This is a genomic window from Nonomuraea cypriaca, from assembly GCF_015645445.1.
GTDB classification, from domain to species: Bacteria; Actinomycetota; Actinomycetes; order Streptosporangiales; family Streptosporangiaceae; genus Nonomuraea; species Nonomuraea cypriaca.
Genome location: NZ_JADOGI010000393.1, coordinates 1 through 5,673 on the forward strand (window position 1 = coordinate 1; position 5,673 = coordinate 5,673).

The following is a 5,673-nucleotide window of genomic DNA, read 5'->3' on the forward strand; positions in this document are numbered from 1 at the left end:
CTGCGGGAGCGCGGGGTGGGGCCGGAGCGGGTCGTGGCGCTGGGGCTGGGGCGGTCGGTGGCCCTGGTGGTGGCGATCCTGGCCGTACAGCGGGCGGGGGGCGCGTACCTGCCGCTCGACCTGGACCATCCGGCCGACCGGCTCGCGTACCTGGTGGAGGACGCAGGGGCGACGCTGCTCGTCGCGGAGCCCGGCACGCTGCCGGAGCTGCGGATCGACCGCATTTCGCCCGAAATTTCGTGTTTTAATGCGGAATTTCAGGCGATCAGCCCTCTCGATGCCGCCTACGTGATCTACACCTCCGGCTCCACCGGCCGCCCCAAGGGCGTCGTGGTGAGCCACGCCGGCATCGCGGACCTCACCCGCTCCCTGGTGAACACGTTCGGCCTCGACGCCACCAGCCGCGTCCCGCAGATCGGGGCGCCGACGTTCGACATCTCGGTGGCCGAGTTGTGCATGGCGTTCGGCTCGGGCGGCACGCTGATCATCCCGCCGGACGGCCCGCTGGCCGGGCCGGATCTGGGCAGGGTGCTGCGGGAACGGCGCGTCACGTTCAGCCTGCTGACCTCTGGCGTGCTGGCGAGCGTGCCGCCCGGCGACTATCCCGACCTGCGCGGGCTGGCCTCCGGCGCCGACGTCTGCCCGCCGGAGCTGGTGTCCGCGTGGAAGGGCAGGCGTTTCTGGAACGCGTACGGGCCGACGGAGACCACGGTCGCCGCGAGCCTGAGCGACCCGCTCCACCCCGGCGGCGGCCTCCCGCCGATCGGCCGCCCCCTCCTCGGCAACCGCCTGTACGTCCTGGACGCCCGCCTGCGCCCGGTGCCGGTCGGCGTGCCCGGCGAGCTCTACGCCGCGGGCCCCGGCGTGGCGCGCGGCTACCTCGGCAGGCCCGGCCACACGGCGGAACGCTTCGTTGCCGACCCGTACGGCCCCGCCGGCGAGCGCATGTACCGCACCGGCGACCTGGTGTACCGGCGGCCCGACGGCCAGCTCCACTTCCTGGGCCGCGCGGACGACCAGATGAAGGTGCGCGGTTTCCGTATCGAACCGGCGGAGGTCGAGGCCGTACTGGCCGGGCACGGGTCCGTCGCACGGGCCGCGGTGGCGCTGCGCGACGGCCGCCTCGTCGCCTACCTCGTCCCCCGCTCGGAGTCGCCCTCGGTCGGCGATGTGCTGGCGCACGCGGTGGCGGCGCTTCCCGCGCCCATGGTGCCCAGCGAGTACGTGGTGCTGGACACGCTGCCGATCACGCCGCGGGGCAAGGTGGACCGTGCCGCCCTGCCGGCCCCGGCCGCCGCCACGGAGTCGTCCCGCGAGCCGGTCACCGATCGCGAGTCGGTCCTGTGCGCGATCTTCGCGGAGCTGCTCGGTGTGCCCGCTGTGGGCGCGGAGGACGACTTCTTCCGGCTCGGTGGCGACAGCATCGTGGCGATCCGGCTGGTCAGCCGGGCCAGGGCGGACGCGCTCAGGCTGACGCCGCGCGAGGTGTTCGTCGCGAGGACCCCGGCCGCGCTGGCCGCCGTCGCCCGCGACACCGCGCCGGCCGTCGCGGACTCCCCCACGGGCAGGTTCCCGCTCACCCCGATCATGCACTGGTGGCGGGAGCACGGTGGCCCGCTGGCCTCGTTCACCCAGTCCCTGGTACTGCCCGTTCCGGAAGGGCTGGACGACGCGCGGATCGTGTCGGCCCTGAGAACGCTGGCCACCCGGCACCCGGCCCTGCGCATGCGCCTCCTGCGCCACCCGGACGCCGCCTGGGAGCTGGAGGTGCCACCCCCCGACGAACCGCCCCAGATCCTGTACGCCACCGCGAACACCGAACCGGGCACCCTGCCTGCCCCGCCCCCGCTCGACCCGGAGCACGGCCGGATGCTCGCCGCCACCCGCTTCGCACCCGGCCGCCTGCTGCTCACCGCCCACCACTGGGCCGTGGACGGCGTCTCCTGGCGCATCCTCGCCCCCGAACTGACCACCCTCCTGACACCAGACAGCAAGGCCCCGGACGGCGAGGCCCCGGACGGCGTGCTGCCGGACGGCGAGGCCCCGAACGGCGTGGGGCCGGTGGAGCGGACGTCGTTCGCGCGTTGGGCGCGCCTGCTGGCGGCCGAGGCGGTGCGGCCAGGACGGGTGGCCGCCGAGCTGCCGGTGTGGGAGCGGATCGCGGCGGACGAGGAGGCCCGCCTGATCCCCGGCCACGACCGGCCGCTTCGCGGCGCCCCGCGTACGACCCTGACCAGGACACTCCCACCCGGCGGCACCGAGCAGGTGATCACCCACCTGCCCGCCGCCTTCCGCTGCGGCCCCGACGAGGTCCTGCTGACCGCTCTGGCCGCCGCCGTGGCCCGATGGCGCGGCCACGGCACGGGCGTGCTGGTCGAGGTCGAGGGCCATGGCCGTGAGCCCCTGCCGGAGGAAGTGGACGACGACGTGGACGTCGCGGGCACCGTCGGCTGGTTCACCGCCCAGTACCCGGTCAGGCTGGACGCGGGCGGCAGCCCGGCTGACGCACTCAAACGGGTCAAGGAGCAGCTGCGGGCGATCCCCTCGGGCGGCCTGGGCCACGGCCTGCTCCGCTACCTGAACCCGGACACCGCCCCAAGACTGGCCGCCCTCCCGGCCCCGGACCTGCGCTTCAACTACCTGGGCAGGTTCGAGGGCGAGCTGGCGGGCATGCCCGACGCGCCGATGGCGTACGCGGTGGAGCTGGACGTCATCGCCCAGACCGGCCAGGACGGCACGCGGCTGGTGGCGAGCTGGTCCTACGCGGCCGGCGCGATCACCGGTGAGCGGATCGAGGCGCTGGCCGGCCTCTGGTTCGACGAGCTCGCCACGCTGGCCGGCCACGCGGGCGAGGGCGGCGCGACCAGTTCGGACTTCCCGCTGGTCGACCTGACGCAGGGCCAGATCGAGGCCCTCGAAGCGGATCTGGACGGCGACTGGTGAGCGGCCGGCTGGCCGACGTGCTGCCGCTCTCCCCCGCGCAGGAGGGTCTGCTCTTCCACGCCCTGTACGGCGGCCACGACGCGTACGTCGTCCAGGCCACGTTCTCCCTCGACGGCCGGGCGGACCCCGCGCGGCTGCGGGCGGCGGTGGAGGGCCTGCTCGCCCGCCACCCCAACCTGCGCGCGTGCTTCCGCCACAAGGGCCTGGAGCACCCGGTGCAGCTCGTGCCGCATCGGGTACGCCTGTCGTGGACGGAGGTGGACCCGCCTTCGGAAGTCGAGCGGGAGCGCATCCTGGAGGCCGACAGGCTGCGCCCATTCGACGTCACCCGGCCGCCGCTGGTCCGCGCCACGCTCGTGCGATCCACCCGTGACGTCTCGGCCACACTCTCGCGATCCACCCGGAACGGGCCGGTCCAGGCCACACTCGCGGAATCGACCCGTGAGGTCCCGGCCCCGCTCCCGCGATCTGCCCGGGACGAGCTGGTGCTGACGATGCATCACCTCCTGGTGGACGGCTGGTCGATGCCGATCCTGGCCAGGGAGCTGGCCGCGCTGTACGCGGGCGAGAGCGCGCTGCCGCCCGCGCCCCCGTACCGCGACTACCTGACGTGGTTGCGCGCACAGGACGGCGCGGAGGCCGCACGGGCCTGGCGCGCGGCGCTGGCGGAGCTGCCGGGACCGACCCTGCTCAGGCCGGGGGCGGGCGACGCGGGCCCGCCGCAGGAGGCGGTGGAGTTCGAGCTGACCGGCGAGCTGAGCGCGGCCGTGCACGAGCGGGCGCGGCAGGAAGGGGTGACGGTCAACACGCTGGCGCAGGCGGCGTGGGGGCTGGTGCTCGCGCGGCTGACCGGGCGCGACGACGTGGTGTTCGGCGCGGTGGTGTCCGGCCGTCCGCCCGAGGTGGCGGGCGTGGAGTCGATGGTGGGCCTGTTCATCAACACCGTTCCCGTACGGGTCCTCACCCGCGCGCCCGCCCTCCTCTCCCGCCTGCAGGACGAGCAGGCCCGCCTGGCCGCCTTCCACCACGTACGCCTCGCGGACGTGCAACGCGGCACCGGCCCGCTGTTCGACACGCTGCTGGCCTTCGAGAACTACCCCCGGGACGGCCTGACCACCACCCCCGGCCCGCGCCTGACCGACGTTCGCGACGCCACCCACTACCCGCTCACGGTCACGATCGTCGCGGGCGATCGGTGGTGGCTACGCCTCGGCCACCGCGCCGACCTGATCACCCGCACCGAGGCCGAGGCGATCGCGGCCCGCCTCACGAGAGCGTTCGAGGCCCTCTCCGGCACCGGGCTCGCGGGCGACGTGCTGCCTGCGGCAGAGTCGAATCGGCTGCTCGTGGGCTGGAACGACACGGCTCGGCCGGCGGCGGGCGGTTCGGTCCCCGAGCGGTTCGCGGCGCAGGTGGCCAGGTCCCCGCACGCGGTGGCCGTCGAGCACGGCGGTCTCACCCTCACCTATGCCGAGCTGGACGCCCGCGCCGACCGGCTCGCCGCAGGCCTCGATCTGGAGCCGGAGGCACCGGTCGCGGTCCTGATGGAGCGCTCGCCCGACCTGGTGATCGCGCAACTCGCCGTACTCAAGGCGGGCGGCTGCTACGTACCGCTGGATCCCGAGCAGCCCGAGGCACGGCTGTCGTGGCTGATCGAGGACAGCGGCGCCCGCGTCATCCTGACCAGCGCCACAGAGGACAGGCCGGGCGGTTACCGGCGTTTCGCGGCCAGGCGCGTCCGCTCGGGGGACTCGGCCGCGTACGTGATGTACACCTCGGGTTCCACCGGCACTCCCAAGGGCGTGGTGGTCACCCACGCCAACATCCTGGAGCTGGCCGCCGACCGCCGCTTCGCCGGGCATCGCCGGGTGCTGCTGCACAGTCCGCACACGTTCGACGCGGCCACGTACGAGCTGTGGGTGCCGCTGCTGAACGGCGGCACCGTCGTCATCGCGCCCCCAGGGCCGCTCCACCCGGACACCCTCAGGACCGGCCGGCTCAATGCGGTCTGGCTGACGGCCGAGCTGTTCCGCACGGTGGCCGACCTCGCGCCGGACGCGCTCGCCGAGGTGGGCGAGGTCTGGGCGGGCGGCGACGTGCTGCCTCCCGACGCGGTACGGCGGGTGACGCGGCTCGGCGTCACGGTCGTCAACGGGTACGGGCCCACCGAGACCACGACGTTCGCCACCAGCCACCGTGCCGGTGACCAGGGCTCCGGCCCGGTGCCGATCGGCCGCCCGCTCGACAACACCCGCGTGTACGTCCTGGACTCCCGCCTGCGCCCCGCGCCGATCGGCGTGACAGGAGAGCTGTACGTGGCCGGGACCGGCCTGGCACGCGGCTACCACGGCCGGCCTGGCCGCACGGCGCAGCGGTTCGTGGCGAACCCGTTCGCGGCGGGCGAGCGGATGTACCGGACCGGCGACCTGGCCCGGTGGACGTTCGGCGGCGAGCTGGAGTTCGCCGGACGGGCGGACGGCCAGGTGAAGATCCGCGGGTACCGGGTCGAGCCCGGCGAGGTGGCGGCCGCCCTGGAGAGCTGCCCGGACGTCGAGCGCGCCGTCGTGGTGGCCGTGCCCGGCCGCACCGGGGCTGCCGGGCCGGGGCGGCGGCTGGTGGCGTATGTCGTCCTGGCCGAGGGCGGCACGCTCGCGCGGGTACGCGACCACGCCGCGGCCCGGTTGCCGAAGCACCTCCTCCCCGCCCAGTACGTGCCTCTCGACCACCTCC

The 5,673-nt window shown here is 74.8% G+C and carries 2 protein-coding genes; both read left to right on the forward strand.

The features are described from left to right. Positions 1-2,943: non-ribosomal peptide synthetase (locus ITP53_RS53500; RefSeq protein ID WP_195903161.1), on the forward strand; the 2,943-nt coding region annotated here is incomplete at its 5' end. Next, the coding region (locus ITP53_RS53505) for a non-ribosomal peptide synthetase (RefSeq protein ID WP_195903162.1) at positions 2,940-5,673 on the forward strand (2,734 nt) is incomplete at its 3' end. The genes ITP53_RS53500 and ITP53_RS53505, both read left to right, overlap by 4 nt.